Origin of the sequence: Curtobacterium sp. MCLR17_055, from assembly GCF_003234305.1 — a bacterium.
GTDB lineage: Bacteria > Actinomycetota > Actinomycetes > Actinomycetales > Microbacteriaceae > Curtobacterium > Curtobacterium flaccumfaciens.
On the sequence record NZ_QKSX01000010.1, the window covers coordinates 1 to 17,319 of the forward strand.

Annotated in this window: 16 protein-coding genes; all 16 read right to left on the minus strand. The window is 71.7% G+C overall.

All coding sequences use genetic code 11. From position 1 onward, the window contains the following. Positions 1 to 12 precede the first annotated feature (12 nt). Positions 13 to 1,008 (minus strand): 1-phosphofructokinase family hexose kinase, encoded by a 996-nt coding sequence (locus DEJ09_RS10080; protein WP_071404330.1) that lies wholly within the window; start codon positions 1,006 to 1,008, stop codon positions 13 to 15. Further along, on the minus strand, positions 1,005 to 1,793 hold the full coding sequence (locus DEJ09_RS10085) for a DeoR/GlpR family DNA-binding transcription regulator (RefSeq protein WP_111088430.1): 789 nt from the start codon (positions 1,791 to 1,793) through the stop codon (positions 1,005 to 1,007). The genes DEJ09_RS10080 and DEJ09_RS10085 overlap by 4 nt, the downstream gene beginning before the upstream one ends. Before the next feature lie 112 nt (positions 1,794 to 1,905). Continuing rightward, the gene (locus tag DEJ09_RS10090; RefSeq protein WP_239001397.1) at positions 1,906 to 2,793 is read right to left on the minus strand and encodes a carbohydrate ABC transporter permease; all 888 of its coding nucleotides are present in this window, start codon (positions 2,791 to 2,793) and stop codon (positions 1,906 to 1,908) included. Next, the gene (locus tag DEJ09_RS10095) at positions 2,790 to 3,815 is read right to left on the minus strand and encodes a carbohydrate ABC transporter permease (protein ID WP_111088432.1); all 1,026 of its coding nucleotides are present in this window, start codon (positions 3,813 to 3,815) and stop codon (positions 2,790 to 2,792) included. Before DEJ09_RS10095 ends, DEJ09_RS10090 begins: the two co-directional genes overlap by 4 nt. A gap of 3 nt (positions 3,816 to 3,818) precedes the next feature. Beyond that, positions 3,819 to 5,144 (minus strand): sugar ABC transporter substrate-binding protein, encoded by a 1,326-nt coding sequence (locus DEJ09_RS10100; RefSeq protein ID WP_220034931.1) that lies wholly within the window; start codon positions 5,142 to 5,144, stop codon positions 3,819 to 3,821. 287 nt (positions 5,145 to 5,431) lie between these two features. Continuing rightward, positions 5,432 to 6,619, minus strand: coding sequence for an ABC transporter permease (locus DEJ09_RS10105; RefSeq protein WP_181433327.1), 1,188 nt, complete (start codon positions 6,617 to 6,619; stop codon positions 5,432 to 5,434). Beyond that, positions 6,616 to 7,332, minus strand: a complete 717-nt coding sequence (locus DEJ09_RS10110) for an ABC transporter ATP-binding protein (protein ID WP_258373862.1) — start codon at positions 7,330 to 7,332, stop codon at positions 6,616 to 6,618. The genes DEJ09_RS10105 and DEJ09_RS10110 overlap by 4 nt, the downstream gene beginning before the upstream one ends. An 8-nt stretch (positions 7,333 to 7,340) precedes the next feature. Continuing rightward, on the minus strand, positions 7,341 to 8,459 hold the full coding sequence (locus tag DEJ09_RS10115) for a peptidoglycan-binding protein (RefSeq protein WP_111088437.1): 1,119 nt from the start codon (positions 8,457 to 8,459) through the stop codon (positions 7,341 to 7,343). Beyond that, complete coding sequence (locus DEJ09_RS10120; protein ID WP_111088439.1) at positions 8,456 to 8,974, minus strand: hypothetical protein; 519 nt, start codon at positions 8,972 to 8,974, stop codon at positions 8,456 to 8,458. Before DEJ09_RS10120 ends, DEJ09_RS10115 begins: the two co-directional genes overlap by 4 nt. Then, positions 8,971 to 10,179 (minus strand): HAMP domain-containing sensor histidine kinase, encoded by a 1,209-nt coding sequence (locus DEJ09_RS10125; RefSeq protein WP_111088441.1) that lies wholly within the window; start codon positions 10,177 to 10,179, stop codon positions 8,971 to 8,973. Before DEJ09_RS10125 ends, DEJ09_RS10120 begins: the two co-directional genes overlap by 4 nt. Beyond that, entirely contained in the window at positions 10,176 to 10,829 is a 654-nt protein-coding gene (locus DEJ09_RS10130; protein ID WP_111029730.1) for a response regulator transcription factor, read from the minus strand. Before DEJ09_RS10130 ends, DEJ09_RS10125 begins: the two co-directional genes overlap by 4 nt. A gap of 45 nt (positions 10,830 to 10,874) precedes the next feature. Beyond that, on the minus strand, positions 10,875 to 11,429 hold the full coding sequence (locus DEJ09_RS10135) for a DUF2231 domain-containing protein (RefSeq protein WP_111088442.1): 555 nt from the start codon (positions 11,427 to 11,429) through the stop codon (positions 10,875 to 10,877). A gap of 74 nt (positions 11,430 to 11,503) precedes the next feature. Beyond that, complete coding sequence (locus tag DEJ09_RS10140; protein WP_084740532.1) at positions 11,504 to 13,672, minus strand: ATP-dependent Clp protease ATP-binding subunit; 2,169 nt, start codon at positions 13,670 to 13,672, stop codon at positions 11,504 to 11,506. Positions 13,673 to 13,725: 53 nt separating this feature from the next. Further along, on the minus strand, positions 13,726 to 15,138 hold the full coding sequence (locus DEJ09_RS10145; RefSeq protein WP_111088444.1) for an MFS transporter: 1,413 nt from the start codon (positions 15,136 to 15,138) through the stop codon (positions 13,726 to 13,728). Positions 15,139 to 15,242: 104 nt separating this feature from the next. Further along, positions 15,243 to 15,527, minus strand: a complete 285-nt coding sequence (gene tatA, locus DEJ09_RS10150; RefSeq protein WP_111088581.1) for a twin-arginine translocase TatA/TatE family subunit — start codon at positions 15,525 to 15,527, stop codon at positions 15,243 to 15,245. Between the two features lie 151 nt (positions 15,528 to 15,678). Then, positions 15,679 to 17,211 carry a sugar transferase gene (locus tag DEJ09_RS10155; RefSeq protein WP_111088446.1) on the minus strand — a complete coding sequence of 511 codons (1,533 nt, stop codon included), beginning with the start codon at positions 17,209 to 17,211 and terminating at the stop codon, positions 15,679 to 15,681. Positions 17,212 to 17,319 lie beyond the last annotated feature (108 nt).

Genomic DNA, 17,319 nt, shown 5'->3' on the forward strand with positions numbered 1-17,319 from the left:
GTGGGGAGGGGATCAGGCGGGTTCGGGGGCCGGGTGCGTGTGGAGCACCCGGACGGAGACCGCCGTCGGGTCGGTGTGGTCGAGTGCCGGCACGTCGCTGCCGGGCAGTGCTGCGGCCGCGGCACCGGTGGCGACGGCCTGTGCGAGACGCTGCTCGGGTGCGGCTCCGGCGACCTCGGCGAGCAGGTAGCCGGCGAGGGAGGAGTCCCCCGCTCCGACGGTCGACCGGGCGACGATCTTCGGTGCAGCGGCGGCGAACGCGCCCTCGTCGGAGACCAGCACGGCGCCGGCGCTGCCCAGGGTGAGCAGGACCGTGCCGACGTTCTTCCGCCGCAGCCGCTGGGCTCCGGCCACCGCGGCGTCGAGGTCGCGCTCGTACTCCTCGGGGTCGCCGCCGACGACCTCGGCGAGTTCCTCGGCGTTCGGCTTCACCAGGTCGATCCGTTCGCCGGACTGCAGCAGCGCGGTGAACGGCACCCCGGACGAGTCGACGGCAATCCGGACGTCGGCACCGTGGCGGGCACGGACGGCGCGAACGAGCACGGCGAGCGCGTCGTCGGGCAGACCGGGCGGCAGCGACCCGGCGACCACGACCCAGCGGGCGGCGGGGCCGGTGGCGGTCGCAGCGGCGGTGTCGGCGACCAGCGCGGCGAGGTCGTCGAGGCGGCCGGCGAGCGAGGGGCCGGGTTCGTTGAGCTTCGTCGTGGTGCCGGTCGGCTCGGTCACGGTGACGTTCGAGCGGAGGGGCGCCCCGATCGGCAGCGCGGCCGTCGGGATGCCGCGGGTGGCCAGGCCGAGCAGGACCGGGTCGAGCTCGTCGCCGGGCAGGACGGCGACGGTGTCCCCGCCGCTTGCGACGACCACGCGGGAGACGTTGACGCCCTTGCCGCCGGGTTCGGCGGTGGACCGGGTCGCACGCTGGACGGCGCCGCGCTGCAGTTCGCCGGCGAGCTCGATCGTGCGGTCGAGGGACGGGTTCGGGGTGACCGTGACGATGCGGGCGTTCATGCGACGACCACCTCGACGTCGGCGTCGGCGAGCGCACCGGCGAGGTCGGCCGGGGGCTGCACGTCGGTGACGAGCGTGTCGATCTCGTCCAGGCGCGCGAACCGCATCAGGGCCTCCACGCCGTGCTTGGCGGCGTCGGCGAGCACCACGGCCCGTCGGGCGGCGAGCACGTAGGCGCCCTTCACGGCGGCCTCGTACTCGTCCGGGGTGCTCAGGCCGAAGCCGGCGGACAGGCCGTTCGTGCCGATGAACGCCATGTCGGGCCGGAGCGCACCGATCTGCTCGACGGTGGCCGTGCCGACGGCGGCGCTCGTGACGCCACGCACGCGGCCGCCGAGCAGGTGCAGTTCGAGGTGCTCGCTGTGCTGCAGGGTCGCGGCGATCGGCACCGAGTTCGTGATGACGGTGATGGTCGAGCCGGCGACCTCGGGCTCCCAGCGGGCGAGCTCGGAGGCGACGGCGGCGCAGGTGGTGCCGGCGTCGAGGGCGATCGAGCCGGTGAAGGTCGGCGGCACCAGGCGCATCGCGGCGCGGGCGATTGCGGACTTCGCGGTGCCGTGCTGCCCCTCGCGCTCGGCGACGCTGAGTTCCACGACGCTCGAGCGGCCGACGGGGACCGCTCCCCCGTGCACCCGGCGCAGGACCCCGGCGGACTCGAGGGCGTCGAGGTCACGGCGAACGGTCTCGGTGGTGACGTCGAAGTGCTCGGCCAGACCGGCGACCGACACGCGACCGGCGGACTGCAGCTCGGCGGCGATGGCGGTGTGCCGCTCGGTTGCGTACATGCCCGAACTCCTTCGTTCCGTTGGGTTTCGAGCACTGTACGTCTGAAACCCACAAGAACGCAACCGTTCCGACATGCAACCAACACGTCCACAGGTGCCGGCCGTCCGAGCGCTACCCCTTCACGGCACCCGCAGTCATCCCGCTGACCAGCCGGCGCTGCACGATGAGGAAGAACACCACGACCGGGATCGAGAACAGCACGCTCGCCGCCATCAGCCCACCGAAGTCCGTGCCCTTGTTCGTCGAGAACCCGGCGAGCCAGACCGGCAGCGTGTACATCCCCTGGTCCTTGAGCATCACGTACGCGATCAGGTAGTCGTTCCACGCCGCGATGAACGCGAACACGCTCGTGGCGATGACCCCGGGCATGACGAGCGGGAACAGCACGCTCCACAGGATCCGGAACGTGCCGGCGCCGTCCACCTTCGCGGCCTCTTCGATCTCGACGGGGACGGCCACGAAGAAGCCGCGCATCACCCAGATCGAGAACGGCAGCACGCTCGCCACGTACGCCAGGATCAGCCCGACGTAGCTGTTCAGCAGCCCCAGGGTCTGGAACGACAGGAACAGCGGGATGAGCAGTGCGCCCGAGGGGATCATCTGCACGAACAGGATCGCGACCAGGATCGCCCGCCGACCCCGGAACCGGAACCGCGACAGTGCCGCCGACGCCAGGAACCCGACGACGATCGACAGCAGCACGGCCGCCACCACGACGATGGTGGAGTTGCGCAGGTAGACCAGGAAGCCCTCCTGCGTGAGCGCCCGCGTGAAGTTGTCGAGCGTCGGGTGCAGCGGCGCCCAGATCGGGGTCATCGTGGTGACCTCGTCGGCGGGCTTGAAGGCCGTGTTCACCATCCAGTAGATCGGGAACACCCAGACCAGGCAGAACACCACGGCGATGGTGTTCGCGACGATGCGCGGCTTGCGTTTGCGCACCCGCACGGGGCCCGGCGCGGAGACGCTGCCCGCACGGGGCGCCGTTCTCGAGACGGTCACAGGTCCTCCTCACCGCTGCGGACGAGCCGGCGGATGTAGTAGCTGGTGAGCACCCCGAGGATCAGGGTCGAGATCACGGCGATCGCCGCGCCCTGCCCGTAGGCGTTGGACACGAACGACTGCACGAAGGTCCAGATGCCGAGGGTCAGCGTGGCCTCCTCCGGTCCGCCGCGGGTGAGCAGCCAGATCTGGTTGAAGACGTTGAAGTCCCAGATCACCGACAGGATCGACACGAGCAGCAGCGTCGGCGCGAGTGCCGGCAGCGTGATCGCGCGGTACATCGTCCACACCGATGCCCCGTCGAGCGCACCGGCCTCGTAGTACTCCGGCGCGATCTGGGACTGCGCGGCGTACAGCGTCAGCGCCACGAACGGCACGGCCTGCCAGATGACGAGCGTCAGCACGATCGTGTACGCCTGCCCCGGATGCGAGGCCCAGTTGTCCTGCGTGTGGTCGCCGAACACCCGCAGCTGCGTGATGAGCCAGTTGAGCACGCCGTAGAACGGCTGGAAGAGCCACTGCCAGACCAGGCTCGAGGCCACGTTCGGCATCGCCCAGGCCAGCACGAGCACGACGCTGACGACCGTGCGCATCGTGACCCCGAGACGGGTGAGCAGCTGTGCCACCCCCATGCCGATGACGATCGTGCCGAGGACCATCGCGCCCGTCACGAGCACGGTGCGCAGGATGACCGGCCAGAACGACGCGTCGGTCAGGACGTCCGTGTAGTTCGTCAGCCCGGTGAACCCGGCCTGCCCGGTGAAGATCGCCCGCAGCCCGTAGTCCTGGAACGAGATGACGACGAGCCGGACGAGCGGGTAGACGACGAGGGCCAGGAGCAGCAGTGCCGCCGGGGCCAGCAGGACGAGCGGCGCCCGCGACCCGACCGGCGACCGACGACCCGTGCCCCGCCCGCCTCGACGGGAACTCCGCGACGGACCCTGAACCGGCCCGCCATCCCGCCCGCCGGTGACCGGCGCGGACGGCTCCGCGTCGGTCACCGGCTCCGCAGTGGACGTCATCGCCTACGGCTGCGCGTTCAGCGCGGTCGTGAGGTGCTTCGAGAAGCCCTCGGCGGCCTGCTCCGGCGACTTCCGACCGGTGGCGACGTCGGCGAACATCGACTGGAACGAGGCGTCACCCTCGATGGTGGCCCAGCCCGGGGTGGCCGGGGTCGGTCGGCTCGTACCGGCCGCCTCGAAGTACGGCTTGTGCAGCTCGTCGACGTCGCCGGCGACCGCGTCGAGCAGCTCGGTGGAGTTCGGCTCCCAGCCGTCGACCCCGAACACCTGGTCCTGCTGGAACTCCTTCGAGGTCAGGATCTTCAGGTAGTACAGCGCGAGCTCCTGGTTCTTCGCCTTGGCCGGGATCCCCAGGTCGGAGCCGCCGAGGAACACCGGCTGCGTCTTCCCCGCCGTGGACGACGGCATCGGGAACGTGCCGATGCGGTCGGTGAGCTCCGGCTTCGCCGTGGTGATCGAGCCGATCTCCCAGGCGGACCCGAGGAACGCCGAGGTGTTGCCCTGTGCGAAGACGTCGCTCTGCGAGGGCTTGTCGGTGTTGATGTCCTGCGTGGACTTCGCCGAGTACGCGTTCTGGAAGTCCTTCCAGGCGGTCAGCCCCTTGACCGCGTCCGCGGAGTCGAGCGTGCCGGTCCACTTGCCTCCCTTGTCCGTGGCGATCTCGCCGCCAGCGTCCCAGACCCACTGCAGCCCGCCGTACCAGTACTGCCCGGGCATGTAGAAGGCGGAGAAGTCACTGGCCGGGTTGGCGGCCTTGACCTTGTCGAGGTCGGCGGTGAGCTCGTCGTAGGTGGTCGGCACGTCGGTCACGCCGGCGTCCTTCCAGACCTTCTTGTCGTAGACCACGGCCCGGTTGCCGGCGAACAGCGGTGCCCCGTAGAGCTTGCCGTCGACGGTGGCGGGGCCCTCGAGCCCGGTGAGCCAGGTCTGGCCGTCCTTGAGCTCGTCGCGGTACGGCGTCAGGTCGGTCAACCCGCCGGCGGCCGCGTAGACCGGCACCTGGGTGTTGCCGAGGTCGACCACGTCGGGGGCGTCGCTCTGCGCGAGCGCCGTGGTGAGCTTGGTGGTGATCCCGTCCCACTGCTGGGTCTGGATCTTCACCTTCGCCCCGGTGTCGGCGGTGAACTGCTTGCCGGCGGCGTCGAGCACCTTGTCGCTCAGGTCGCCGTTCATCATCCAGACGGTGATGGTCTTGCCCGTGCCATCGGGTGTGCCGATGGACTTCGTGCCGCCGTCGGAAGCGGCGTTGCTCCCGGCGGAGCACCCGGTGAGGGCGAGCGCGCCTGCGAGGGCGAGCGCACCGAGTGCGGCGAAACGCGTTCGTGTCACGATGACTCCCTTGGTCCGACCTTTATGAAAGGACGTTGCGTATTCGCAATAGAAGACCCTGCACGGCCCCTTGTCAACCGTTGGATCGGTCCCTGTGACCGCTTTCGATCCGCGTGTTTCCGGGGCATCACGGATGTCGAACAGATCGACGCAGATGCTTGACCAGGTGGTCATGACCAGGCATGATCTGCGACTCGCGTCCGGCGTGGGGAAGCGACCGCCTGGAGGCCCGGTGCCGGTCCGCCGGACCGGCACCGGGCCTCCCGTGCGCGCGTCCACCGCACGCGTCAGACGGCCGCCAGGGCGGACGTCGGCGGGATCCGCGCCGCGCGTGCCGCCGGGTAGAGCCCGGAGACCCCGCCGATGACGACCGTGGCACCGAGTCCCCCGACGACGGCCCACACCGGCAGTGCGACGGGCCAGCCCTGCGTGACGGCGAAGACGACCGTCACCGCGACGCCGAGCACGACGCCGGCCAGCCCGCCGAGGAACGACAGCAGCAACGACTCGACCAGGAACTGGTCGCGGATGCTCCGACGACGGGCCCCCAGCGCACGACGGACGCCCACCTCGGCGCGGCGTTCCAGGACGGTGATCACCATCGTGTTCGCCACCCCGATGCCCCCGACGAGCAGCGCCACCCCGCCGATGCCGACCAGCAGCCCGGTGAAGGAGTCGTCCGTGGCGTCCTTCGCGGCCAACGCGTCCGACGGCCGTGTCACGCCGACGTCCTGCGGTGCCCCGGGTCGGACCGCACCGGCGAGCAGGTCCCTCGACCGTTCGACGTGCGCCGGGTCGACGCGCGTGTAGACCGCGGTCGGGGCCCCGTCGAAGCCCAGCTGCCCGGCGAACCCGCGGGGCACGAACACCCGCGAGTCGAGGTCCTCGGCGAGCGCGACGGGGTGGAGCACCCCGACCACCTGCACCCACCGCCCGCCGATCCAGACCCGGCTGTCCGGATGCAGGTCCTCCATGCCGAGGACCGCGGCCGCCCGTGCCCCCAGCACGACCTGCGGCGGCGCCCCGGCGGCGTCGTCGATCCACCGCCCGGCTGCGAGCTGCCCGCCGAGGACCCGTGGCACGTCGCCCCACGCGGCGAGCACCCCGAGGCCCTTCGTCTCGGGCGCCGGCACGCGGTCGTTCCGGTACACGCCGGTGTCCGGCACGGTGCCGACGGCGGCGGCCGACTCGACGTCGTCCTGCCGCAGCACCGACTCGAGTGCGGTGGACGGCAACGGGACCGGTTCGCCGAGGCCCTGCGCCTGGGTGAGGGTGAGCACGTTCGTGCCGAGGGTGTCGAGCACCTGGTCGACCTTCGCCTTGCTCGACGACGAGATCCCGACGACCGCGAGCATCGCCGCGATGCCGATCGCGATGCCCAGCGCCGACAGCACGACACGTCCGGGCCGGGTCCGCAGCCCGAAGACGCCGAGGCGGAGCAGGTCGACCGCGCCCACGGACCGACGCCGGCTCATCGGGTGACCTCGGGCTCGATCATGCCGTCGCGCATCCGGACCTGCCGGGGCAGCGACGCCGCCAGGTCGAGGTCGTGGGTGATGACCACGACCGTCGTGCCCGCCGCGTTGAGCTCGCGCAGGAGCTCGACGACCGCGGCACCGGACGCCGTGTCGAGCGCACCCGTCGGTTCGTCGGCGAGCAGGATCGTCGGGTCGCCGACGACGGCCCGCGCGATGGCGACGCGTTGGCGCTCCCCACCGGAGAGCTGGTGCGGTCGGTGGTCCACCCGGTGCGCCAGGCCCACTCGTCCCAAGGCCTCGACCGCCAGTCGGTGCCGCTCGCGCCGGGGCACGCCCTGGTAGAGCAGGCCGTCGGCGACGTTCTCGGTGGCGGTCGCGCCGGCCTGCAGGTGGAAGTGCTGGAAGACGAAGCCGATGTGGTCAGCACGGAGTCCGGACAGGGCGTCGTCGGACATCGTCGCGACGTCGTTGCCGGCGATCGTCACCGTGCCGGACGTGGGACGGTCGAGGGTCCCGACGACGTTGAGCATCGTCGACTTGCCCGACCCCGACGGGCCGACGACCGCGACGATTTCGCCGGCGGTGACCTCGAGCGACACCCCGCGCAGGGCTCCGACGTCGCCGTAGGTCTTCGTGACGTCACGGAGCGACAGGACGGAGTCGGATGGCAGCGCGGCGGCGGTGGGCCGCACGGCGGCGGATCGCAGCACGGCGGCGTTCATCCGGGCACCACCACGCGGTCGCCGGCGGCCAGGTCACCCGTGACCGCGATCCGTCCGTCCGCGCTGAAGCCGGGCTCGACCCGGACCCGCTCCGTCGTGCCGTCCCCCTGCACGACGTCGACGGCGTACCGGCTGCCGGCGCCCGCGACGAGTGCGGCGACCGGCACGGACAGGACGTCGTGCTCGGTGGTGCCCTTCGCATCGACCTGCGCGGAGGCTGCCGCGGGCAACGTGCGCTTCCCGGGGTCGAACGACACCGAGACGTCGACGGCCGTGCCGCCGTCCTCGCTCGTCGTCGGCTGCACGTCGACGACGGAACCGGGCATCGCCGCCCCGGCACCGTTCACCCGGACCTCGACGTCGGTGCCGACCGCGAGCCGTTCCGCGTCGCGCTGGGGCACGGTCGCCGTGACGACACGCCGGGTGCTCGTGACCTGCAGGACGTCGGCCGCCGCACCCGCGCCGGCACCAGCGCCACCGACACCCGCGCCCGCACCCGGTCCGCCGGCGATCCGCTCCCCGAGCCGACCGTCGACCGAGGCGACCCGGACCGCGCCGTCCACGAAGGCGACGTCGTCCGCCGTCAGCACCCCGGTCACCTCGTGTCCGCGGTCCTGCTGCCACTGCCGGACGGCTCGCTCGGTCCGTGGGCCGAACCGGTCGTCCACGGACACGTCGTACCCGAGCGCGGCCAGGTTCTCGTTGAGCTGCCGCACGTCGGCGCCCTGCAGCCCACGCTGAAGGTCCCGCCAGAGCGGTACCGTGCCGTACATCGCACGGACGTCCCGCTCGTCGACGGCGTACAGGGCCCCGTCGCGTTCGATGACGTCACCGGCGCGGGGCAGCCAGGTGATCGTGCCGGCGGCGGCACCTGGCACCCCCGTCGCCGCGCCGTACCCGAGCGTCCCGGCGAACACCTTCGAGTCGGTCAGGTCGCCGCGGGTGACCGTGGCGGTGGCTCCGGTCGACGCGGTCCCGCCGCGCGACCCGCTGCTGGCCGAGGCTCCCGGACCGCTCGGCACCGTGGCGAGGGCCCACGTCCCGGCCCCCGCGGCCACCGCCGCGACGAGGCACACCGACACGATCACCCGGCGACGGACGCGACGGTGGGTCACGACCCGGCTCCGCCCTGGACGGCCTCGAAGGCCGCGTCGGTGCAGGTGTGGGCGGCCTCGTCGAACGCCTCTTGGTCGTCGGGCTGGAACCGGTTCTGCGTCTCCTGGTCGTCCGGGAAGTCCGGGAACCCCTGCTCCCGCAGGCACTCCGCCGTCTTCCTCGCGATCTCCTCGCTGCCCGGCATCGGCTGCGCGGCCTGCGCGTCCCCGGCCGCTGCGGAGTCGTCGAGGCAGCCCGTGAGGTCCTCCTGGTACTGCTCGGGATCGACGCCGTCGGGTGCGCTGAGCTGCATCGACCCGCCCCCGGTGCCGGGGTCGGGCATGTCGTAGCCGCGGTCGCGCATGCACTCGGCGAGGGCGACGCCGGGTGCCGCCCCACCGGACGCCGTCGTCGTGTCGGCGTCCGGTGACGCGTCCGAGCAGCCGACCAGGAACAGGGGCAGCAGGACGACGGCAGCGGCCGCGCTCATCAGGGACCGGGTGCGCCGGGTGGTCGTCTTCGTGGTGTGGTTCATGCCTCCAGCACACCGGAACGGCTGTTTCGCCCCGCGTGCACGTCGGGTTGCACCGACGAAACACGGACCCGCACGAGCAGCCCGCCGATCGGCCGTGCGGTGATCGACAGTCGCCACCCGTGCGCGTGCACGATCGCGGCCACGATCGACAGCCCGAGACCGCTGTGCTGGCCGCGTGCGTCGTCCGTCCCACCGCGGCGGAACGGTTCGACGAGCAGCTCCGCCTCGTCCGCCGCGACCACCGGCCCACCGTTCTCGACGACGAACCCGTCCGGCTCCGTGGTCACCAGGACGGTGCCGCCGGGTTCGTTGTACTCGACGGCGTTGCCGACCAGGTTGCCGAGCAGCTGCCGCAGCAGCGTCGGCTCCCCCGGGACGACCAGGCCGGGAGGCCCGGTGCGGCACTCGTGGGTCAGCGTCACCCCCGCCTCGGCCGCGTCCCGGGCCGCCCCCGCGACGACCTCGGCGGTCACCTCGTCGAGATCGACGGCGCGCGTCGCGCCCGCCAGGCCACGATCGGCCTCGGCGAGCACGAGCAACGACTCGACCAACCGCTCGGTGCGGCGGTTCTGCTCCAGCAGCTCCGCCCGGACCGCTCGGACCTCCGCGGGGTCGGCGTCGTCGTGCAGGCCGATCTGCACCGCCGCGCGCTGCACCGCGAGGGGCGTCCGGAGTTCGTGGGACGCCTGGGCGACGAACCGGCGCTGGCTCTCGAACGCGGTCTCCAGGCGGGCCAGCAGGTCGTCGATGGTGCGCGAGAGCCGCCGGAGCTCGTCGTCGGGACCGTCCAGCGCGATGCGCTCGTGCAGGTTCGACGCCGAGATGCGGTTCGTGGTCGCGGTGATCCGGTCGATGGGCCGGAGGACCCGGCGGCTGACGAGCCAGCCGATGCCCCCGGCCGCGAGCCCGGCACCCGCGATCCCGATCGCGGACCACTGCCACTGCTGCACGGTCACGAGCCGGATCACCGCCACCGCACCGTCGTCGTCGGTTCCGTCGACCTCGATCGGCGCCGGAGCGGTCGTGGCGCCCTGCGATCCGGACGGCGGGCGCTGCACGGCCGCGGTGTCGAGGCCGGCACCGACACCCGCCAGCGACATCGTGTTCGTGAAGACGACGACCCCGGTCGCGAGCGCCATGGCCGCGAGCGCGAACGTCAGGGCCGTCCGGGTCCGGATGCTCCAGCCCCGGGCCCACCGGCTCACAGCGCGTAGCCCTGGCCGGGCACCGTCCGGATCGGGTCCGGGTCCCCGAGCTTCCGGCGGAGCTTCGACATCGTCACGCGGACCGCGGCGGTGAACGGGTCGGTGTTCACGTCCCAGACCTTCTCGAGCAGGTGCTCGGCGGAGACGATCCGACCGTCCGCGCGGAGCAGGGTCTCGAGCACCCCGAGTTCCTTCGAGGTCAGGTCGAGCGGCCGCCCGTCGCGCGTGGCCATCCGCCGGTTCGTGTCGACGACGAACCCCGCACGCTCGAGCACCGGGGCGACGGGTGCGACGCTCCGCCGACCGAGTGCGCGGACCCGGGCGACGAGTTCCGGGTACTCGAACGGCTTGGTCAGGTAGTCGTCGGCACCGAGCTCGAGCCCGTGCACACGGTCGCTCAACGTCGTCGCGGCGGTGAGCAGGAGGATCCGTGTGAGCGCGCCGCGCGCGGTGAGCCGCCGTGCGACCTCGTCGCCGTGCAGCCCGGGGACGTCACGGTCCAGCACGACGACGTCGTAGTCGTGCACCGCCAGCAGCTCGTCGGCGTCGTCGCCGCGGTAGGCGACATCCACCGCCATGTCCTGCCGGGTCAGGCCCGTCGCGACCAGGTCGGCGAGGGCCCGTTCGTCGTCCACCACGAGTACGCGCATCGATACATCACACGTGACGTACCTTTGTCGGACCTGTGAAGCGGATCAGGCGTCGAACGGCACCTCACCGTGGTCACTGACGCCGGCACGCTGCCGGTAGGACAGGTGTCCGCCGAGGTACCCGCCGACACTGACGACGGCGAGACCCGCGAAGCCGAGCAGCTTGCCGGCACCGTGGTTGCCGCGCTTCCGCTGCAGCCACGACAGGCCGTACAGCGACAGGCCGGTCCAGTTCACGGCCTGGTGCACCCATCCGGTGCGGAGCTGCTCGCGGTTCAGTTCGGACCAGTCGACGTAGCCGGCGACCGACGCGCTGCTCGCCGAGACGACCCCGACACCGACCAGGGTCTTGGCGGCCTTCGCGTTGCCCTTCCCGCCGACCAGGTCGAGCACCGCGGCGGAGATCCAGGCACCGAGGGGCACCTGCACCATGAGCGGGTGGATCGGGTGGCCGAACGGCACACCGTGCAACAGCTGGCGCAGCGCCTTCGGCTTGGCGAGGGCGTTCACGACGGCACGGTCGATGTCGATGGCCTTGTCGAGCACGCTCGCGTGCTCGACGGCGTCGGTGAGGTGACGGATCGCGCGGATCTCAGGCATGCCGTGGACGGTAGACGAACGGCCCGTCACCGGTCCCAGGAACCGGTGACGGGCCTCCTGTCCGTCGTGGTGGGCTACTCCTCGACGATCTCGGCCAGCTCGAAGGGCTCGACGGTCAGGCCGTCGCCGTCCGCGGCGACGTCCACCCGGACGGTGTCGCCGTCACGGACGTCACCCGACAGGATGGCGCGTGCCAACCGGTCGTCGATCTGCCGCTGCATCAGGCGACGCAGGGGCCGCGCGCCGTACAGCGGGTCGTACCCGCGCTCCGCGAGCCAGCCGCGCGCCTCCGGGGTGACGGCGAGCTCGAGTCGGCGGTCGGTCAGGCGACGAGCCAGCCGGTCGACGTAGAGCGACACGATCTGCCCGAGGTCGTCGGCCGTCAGGGCCTGGAACACCACGATGTCGTCGAGCCGGTTGATGAACTCCGGCCGGAACGCCTGCTGCACGAGTTCACGGACCGCCTCTTCCCGCTGCGCGTCGCTCAGGGACAGGTCCGTCATGAACTGCGACCCCAGGTTCGACGTCAGCACGAGGATCGTGTTCCGGAAGTCGACGGTGCGCCCCTGGCCGTCGGTCAGTCGCCCGTCGTCGAGCACCTGCAGCAGCACGTCGAACACCTCGGGGTGGGCCTTCTCGATCTCGTCGAGCAGGATCACCGAGTACGGACGGCGGCGGACCGCCTCGGTGAGCTGTCCACCGGCCTCGTACCCGACGTACCCGGGCGGAGCACCGATCAGGCGGGCGACGGAGTGCTTCTCGCCGTACTCGCTCATGTCGATGCGGACGAGGGCCTTCTCGTCGTCGAACAGGAACTCGGCGAGCGCCTTGGCCAGCTCGGTCTTGCCGACGCCCGTCGGTCCGAGGAACAGGAACGAACCGGTCGGGCGGTCCGGGTCGGAGATGCCGGCGCGGGTGCGACGGACGGCCTCGGACACGGTGGTCACGGCGGTGCGCTGCCCGATGATCCGGCGGCCGAGCTCGCTCTCGAGGTGCAGGAGCTTCTCGGTCTCGCCCTGGAGCAGCCGGCCGAGCGGGATGCCCGTCCACTGCGCGATGACGGCGGCGATGTCCTCGTCGGTGACGCTGTCGTTCACCATCCGGTCGGCGCTCTCGGCCTGTTCGGCGGCGGCGAGCTCGGCCTCGATTCGGGGCTTCTCGCCGTACTCCAGCCGAGAGACGAGTTCGTAGTCGGCCTCGCGCTGGGCTCGCTGCGACCGCATGTTCAGGTCGTCGAGCTGCTGCTTGAGCTCACCGATCCGGTTCAGGCTCGCGCGCTCGGCCTGCCAGCGCTGCTCGAGCTCGGCCAGCCGTTCCTCGCGGGTCCGCAGCTCGTTGCGCAGGGTCTCGAGCCGGGCCTTCGAGGCGTCGTCCTTCTCCTGCTTGAGCGCGAACTCCTCGACACGCAGACGGTCGACGTTCCGCTTCAGCTCGTCGATCTCGACGGGGCTGGAGTCGATCTCCATGCGGAGTCGGCTCGCGGCCTCGTCGATCAGGTCGATGGCCTTGTCGGGCAGCTGCCGGCCGGAGATGTACCGGTTCGACAGGCTCGCGGCCGCGACCAGCGCGGAGTCGTTGATCGTCACCTTGTGGTGCGCCTCGTAGCGTTCCTTGAGTCCGCGGAGGATCGCCACGGCGTCCTCGACGCTCGGCTCACCGACGTAGACCTGCTGGAAGCGACGCTCGAGCGCGGCGTCCTTCTCGATGTACTCGCGGTACTCGTCGAGGGTCGTCGCGCCGATGAGCCGGAGTTCCCCGCGGGCGAGCATCGGCTTGAGCATGTTCGACGCCGCGACGGATCCCTCGCCACCCCCGGCACCCATCAGGGTGTGCAGCTCGTCGATGAACGTGATGACCTGCCCGTCGGAGTCGTTGATCTCCTTGAGCACGGCCTTGAGCCGCTCCTCGAACTCGCCGCGGTACTTGGCGCCGGCGATGAGGGCGGAGATGTCGAGCGAGATGAGCCGCTTGTCCTTGAGGGAGTCGGCGACGTCCCCGGCGACGATGCGCTGCGCGAGCCCCTCGACGACGGCGGTCTTGCCGACGCCGGGCTCGCCGATGAGCACCGGGTTGTTCTTGGTGCGCCGCGTCAGCACCTGGGAGACGCGCCGGATCTCGGAGTCGCGGCCGATCACGGGGTCGAGCTTGCCGCTGCGGGCGATCGCCGTGAGGTCGATGCCGTACTGCTCGAGGGCGGTCTTCTGTCGTTCTTGCGAGTCAGGAGCGCCCTGGAGGTTCGCCATGCGTTCCGTCCTTTCGTTGCGGTGGTCCTGGAGTTGAGTCTACTCCACTCAACTTACGTGCGCTCCGGGACATTCCTGATACCGACGGCGCAGACGACAGCACCGGCCGCCAGCAGGAGCGCCATCACCACCATGGCCCGGTGCAGCCCGTCGACGCTCACCTCACCGCCGAGCACCACGCCGGCCAGTGCCACCGTCACGAGTCCGGCGATCCGCGCGACCGCGTTGTTCACGGCCGAACCGGACCCGGCCTCGGACTGCGGCACCGACCCGAGCACCGCGCTGGTCAGGGGCGTGACCATCAGGGCGATGCCCACGCCGATCAGCACCAGCCCCGGGAACACCGACCACCAGTAGCCGTTCGGGTCGTCGCCGGCGAGCAGCAGCAGGAGCGCCCCGACCGCGCCCACCGCCGGCCCGGCGGCCATGAACCACCGCGGACCGTACCGACCGGCGAAGGACCCGACGGCGGTGGACAGCGCGAGCAGCATGATCGTCGGCGGCAGCGTCGCGAGGCCGGCGAGCCAGGCCGGGAACCGCCAGACCTCCTGCAGGAACAGGGTGACGACGAAGAACACCATGCCGAGCGCCCCGTAGATGGACAGCGTCGCGAGGTTGCCGACCGTGAAGTTCCGCGCCCGGAACAGCTCGAGCGGCACGAGCGGCGACCCCGTCGTCCGGGTCACCCGCAGTTCCCACGGCACGAAGGCCACCAGTGCGGCGGCGCCGAGCACGAGCGCGCCGACCACCACGGGCGCACCCCACCCCAACCGCTCCTGCTCGATGAGGCCGAGCACGACACCGCCGACACCGACCACGGCGAGCACGGCCCCGACGACGTCGATGCGCGGGCGGACGGCGGGGTGCACGTCACCGGTGATGCGCAGGACCAGCGGGATCGTCACGGCGATCGGCACCGCGGTGAGCACGAAGACCCACCGCCACCCGATGCCGTCCACCACCAGCCCCCCGACCACGGGGCCGAGGATCGTGGCCGCGCTCGACCACGCCGTCCACGTGCCGATGGCCTTCGCCTGCGCCGCCCCGCGGAACGCCGCGACGATGAGGGCGAGCGCGCTCGGCATGACGAGCGCCCCGCCGACGCCCTGCAGCGCCCGGGCGACGATGAGCACCTCGCCGGTCGGGGCGATCGCGCACACCACGGACGCGATCCCGAAGACCACGAGCCCCCACGTGATGATCCGGACGCGGCCGAACAGGTCGGACAGGCTGCCGGCGACCAGGATGAGCGAGCCGAGGGTGACCAGGTACGCGTCGACGACCCACTGCTGCACGACGAGTCCGCCGCCGAGCTCCTGCCGGATCGCGGGGAGTGCGACGTTCACGACGCTCGAGTCGAGCCCGACGACGAACGACGCCAGGATCGCCACCACCAGCACGATCCGCCGGTCGTCCCGGAGCGGCGCGACGCCGTGCGGCACGGGGGCCGGAACGGGAGCGGTCATGTGCTCATCCTGCGGCACCGGGTACCCCGCGGTCGATCCCGCACGACGAAGCCCCCGCGACCGATGTGGTCGCGGGGGCTGCCGACAGGACGGGGCTGGGTGTCCTAACGCCGGGAGTCGGTGTTCGGCTGCGCGGTCGACCCCGGGTTCAGGACCGGACCGGCGGCGGGCTCGGCGGGGACGTTCTGGACGGTGCTGTTCTGCACCGTGCCGTCCGGAGCCGTGCCGTTGGCCTGGGCCTTCTTCTCGTCGTCGGACATCTCCTTCTTGAAGATGTTGATCGACTGGCCGAGGCCCTTGGCGAGGGCCGGGAGCTTGGTCGCGCCGAACAGCAGGATGACGATCCCGAGGATGATCAGCAGGTGAAGGCCGGTCAGGTTACCAATCATCATGACTCCTTGATCTGGAACTGGTCGCCGTCCGCTGATCGTCGTCGATCACCGCGGCGGAAGTCCGTGTCCCCCCATCGTAACTCTCCCGTCCCTGGATGCCCAGGCCGGTCCTCGGAACGGACACCGTTCGTCCAGGGAAGCGCAGGACTCAGTACGCGCCCCGGGACCGGAGCACCGACGGGACGGTGCGGGCGAGGATCACGAGGTCGTGCAGGAACGACCAGTTCTCGACGTAGTGCAGGTCGAGCCGCACCCCTTCGGCCCAGTCGAGGTCCGACCGGCCGCTGACCTGCCACAGGCCGGTGATGCCCGGGGTCACGAGGAGCCGGCGGTCGGCGAAGTCCTCGTACAGCGCGACCTCGCGGGGCAGGGCCGGTCGGGGGCCGACCAGGCTCATCGAACCGGTGAGGACGTTCCACAGCTGCGGCAGTTCGTCGAGCGAGGTCCGTCGCAGGAACGCACCGACCCGGGTCACCCGCGGGTCGTCCTGCATCTTGAACAGCGGGCCGGCGCCCTGGTTCTCGGACTGCAGGGCAGCCATGCGCGCCTCGGCGTCGACGCACATCGTCCGGAACTTCAGGATCGGGAACTCCGCGCCACCGCGACCGACGCGGACCTGCCGGAAGAGGACCGGACCGCCGTCGCCGGCGCGGACCGCCAGCGCGACCGCGGCCAGGACCGGGGAGAGCAACGTCAGGCCGAGCACGGCGCCGACGACGTCGAGTGCCCGCTTGCCCATCCGGCGACGGTAGTCGGGGGTCTCGACGTGCATGAGCGGCAGCCCGTCGACGGGGCGCTCGTGCACCCGCCCGGCGGCGATGTCGGCCAGGGGAGAGGACACCACGAGCTCGACGCCGTGCTCCTCGAGCTGCCACCCGAGGCGACGGAGGCGCGCGTGCCCACCACGGACAGCACCCGCGACGACGACGGCCGAGACGCCCTCGGCCCGCGCGTGCGCGAGCACGTCATCGATGCCGCCGACGACCGGAGCCGTCGCAGCCCCCAGGTCGACCTGGGCTCCGGCCGGAGCGCAGTCCGTGACGACGGCACGCACGCGGTAGCCGGCACTCGGCGCAGCGGCGATGCGCGCGCCCACGTACCGGACGTCCTCGGCGTCACCGACGATCAGGACGTCCTGCAGGTGCTCACCCCGGGCGCGGCTCCGGGCCAGAACCGTCCGGACGCCCTTGCGACCGAGCGCCAGGAACGCGAGCCCCAGCGGGAACGCGATCGCGACGTACCCGCGGGCCAGGTCGAGCTGCGCTGCGTACGCCACGACCGCGACACCCGCGATGGCGACGAGGCTCGCGGTGACGAGTCGGCGGTACTCGTCGCCGCCGATGCCGGCGATCCGCGGGTCGCGGGTGCGGAACACCGAGAGGAGCAGCATCCAGACCACGACGATGGCGGGGGCCACGACGAACTCGAACCAGCCCGACCGCGGCCGGACGGATGCGAGCTCCCAGGGGAACCGCACGACGTGGGCGATGACGAACGCGGTGAGCAGCAGCACGAGGTCGAGCAGCGCCAGTGCGGGGACGAACCCTCGGCGCGCCCCCGCCGGAGCGACCGTCCGGTGCGACGCGGTGGCCGGAGCAGCTCCGGAAGGGAACGCCACGGGCACGGTCGGGGGCAGCACGGTCGGCACCGCCCCGGTGGGTGGGCGCATCGCGAGCGACATCTGGGGCCTCCTGTCGACCGGTCGACGAGGTGGTCGACCGGACGCCGGAGTCGCTCAGGTCACGACATCGAGCGGCGCACCCTCGAATATATCACCGTGTCGTTCTGC

Coding starts and splice junctions, on each gene's coding strand:
- DEJ09_RS10080 (WP_071404330.1), bottom strand. CDS start 1,008: ATGAACGCCCGCATCGTCACGGTCACCCCGAACCCGTCCCTCGACCGC.
- DEJ09_RS10085 (WP_111088430.1), bottom strand. CDS start 1,793: ATGTACGCAACCGAGCGGCACACCGCCATCGCCGCCGAGCTGCAGTCC.
- DEJ09_RS10095 (WP_111088432.1), bottom strand. CDS start 3,815: ATGACGTCCACTGCGGAGCCGGTGACCGACGCGGAGCCGTCCGCGCCG.
- DEJ09_RS10105 (WP_181433327.1), bottom strand. CDS start 6,619: ATGAGCCGGCGTCGGTCCGTGGGCGCGGTCGACCTGCTCCGCCTCGGC.
- DEJ09_RS10120 (WP_111088439.1), bottom strand. CDS start 8,974: ATGAACCACACCACGAAGACGACCACCCGGCGCACCCGGTCCCTGATG.
- DEJ09_RS10130 (WP_111029730.1), bottom strand. CDS start 10,829: ATGCGCGTACTCGTGGTGGACGACGAACGGGCCCTCGCCGACCTGGTC.
- DEJ09_RS10135 (WP_111088442.1), bottom strand. CDS start 11,429: ATGCCTGAGATCCGCGCGATCCGTCACCTCACCGACGCCGTCGAGCAC.
- DEJ09_RS10140 (WP_084740532.1), bottom strand. CDS start 13,672: ATGGCGAACCTCCAGGGCGCTCCTGACTCGCAAGAACGACAGAAGACC.
- DEJ09_RS10145 (WP_111088444.1), bottom strand. CDS start 15,138: ATGACCGCTCCCGTTCCGGCCCCCGTGCCGCACGGCGTCGCGCCGCTC.
- tatA (WP_111088581.1), bottom strand. CDS start 15,527: ATGATTGGTAACCTGACCGGCCTTCACCTGCTGATCATCCTCGGGATC.
- DEJ09_RS10155 (WP_111088446.1), bottom strand. CDS start 17,211: ATGTCGCTCGCGATGCGCCCACCCACCGGGGCGGTGCCGACCGTGCTG.